Genomic DNA, 1,595 nt, shown 5'->3' with positions numbered 1-1,595 from the left:
TGGCAAGATGACGAGAGGTCATGTCGGACTCTCCATTCTGAGCAAATGATTGTCCCGGAGCAGGTCGCGCCACAGCTCGCTGGGACCGAATGCGCCGGACTTCGAGACGACGTCAACGCCGGCCCAGCGACCGCCTTGCAGGATCGAGCGCGGCAACCCCGGAACGATACGCCCCGTCACCTGGAGCGCATGCGCGCCAAGGGCAACGCATGCGGCCTTCAGGGTTTCGCCGCCGGCGACGATCAATGTGCCGGGCTGTTCGAGCGCCGCGATCAGCGCCGTCATTTCGCGCGCGATCCGCCGCGCCGCCTCGGCGCGCGCCAGGCCTTCGGCGAGAGAGAATTTGACCAATGCGATTTCGTCACCGGCGAGCTTGCGCTGGACACGCGCGGCGCCCTCGCCTTCCGCAAGCGCGATGGTCGCCTCGCCGCATGCGGCGAGCTGCGACGCCGTGGCGGGCTGGTCGGAACCGAACAGCCCCAGCACCGGCAGCTTCAACTGGCTCGGCGCATCGGCACGGTGGCTCCGGGCGAGCGCCCCGGCCAATCCGCCGCTTCCGCACCACAGCACCGGCCCCGGCATGCGCCGTCCCATCTCCACGACACGATCGAGATCGATGTCGCTCTCGGCATCGAAGACCTGAACGCCGGCCTGCGCCAGCGTATCAGCCTGCCCCTGCCGCGCCTCGATACCCTCGAGCTGCAACTGGGCGAGGAGATTGTCGCCGACGCGATGCCACTCGCCCTGCACCGTGCGCGCGAATTGCTGGCCATCGACGGTACGGCGCCCCTGATAGTCGAAGGCGGGCGCAACCACGCAAGATGCCCAATGGCCGCTGCGCAGGCAGGCGCCGAGCTCTGCCGCCCACGCCCCACGCAGGAGACTATCGACCTTCTTGTAGCCGATCGTCGCCCCGCGCAGTTGCGGCGCCAGCCGCTCGACGATCTCGACGCTCTCGGCTCTGGAGCGTTCCCGCGTGCCGCTGTCGATCGCAAGGCTCCGGGAGCCTTGCGCCGCGGGCGCTTCCGGCCAGGTGACGTCGAACGGTCCGCACAGACCGACGAACTCCGCCGCGGTGTCGAGCGCACCGGTGAGGTCGTCGGCAAGCAGGCGAACGCTCGTCATCGCCGCGCGCCTCCCGCGGCAAAAATCTTACCCGGATTCATCAGGCCATCCGGGTCGAGCAATTGCTTGATGCCGCGCATCAGCTCGATGTCGAGGGGATCAGCAACGCGGGCGAGCCGGCCGCGATTGGTGATCCCGATGCCGTGCTCGGCGCTGATGGCTCCGCCTTGCGCCGCGGTCTCGTCGTCGACGATCTCGTTGATCTCGGCCACCAGCCTGGCCGTCGCATCCGGGTCCTGGCAATGCACGCGATCCATCAAGGCCACGACATGGATGTTGCCGTCGCCGATATGTCCGTGCATGACCACATTTGCATGCGGCACGGCGGCCTTGATCCGGGCCTCGACATTGTTGACGAAGGCCGCCTGGCGCTCCAGCGGCACGACGCTGTCATGCGACACCACGTAACCGCTGCGCTTGTTGCCTTCGGACACGCTGTGGCGGACCGCCCAGATCGCCTTCGCCTGCGC

2 protein-coding genes are annotated in these 1,595 nt (G+C 68.1%); both read right to left on the bottom strand.

All coding sequences use genetic code 11. The features are described from left to right. Positions 1–18 precede the first annotated feature (18 nt). The gene (locus AC1D00_RS40370) at positions 19–1,125 is read right to left on the bottom strand and encodes a four-carbon acid sugar kinase family protein (RefSeq protein WP_477014544.1); all 1,107 of its coding nucleotides are present in this window, start codon (positions 1,123–1,125) and stop codon (positions 19–21) included. After that, a partial coding sequence (locus tag AC1D00_RS40365) for an FAD-linked oxidase C-terminal domain-containing protein (RefSeq protein WP_477014543.1) occupies positions 1,122–1,595 on the bottom strand: 474 nt, incomplete at its 5' end. The genes AC1D00_RS40365 and AC1D00_RS40370, both read right to left, overlap by 4 nt.

The sequence above is a fragment of the Bradyrhizobium sp. P2_E8 genome, from assembly GCF_056403875.1.
The sequence above is the reverse complement of the archived record's forward strand: the minus strand, read 5'-3'. Positions and strand labels throughout refer to the sequence as shown.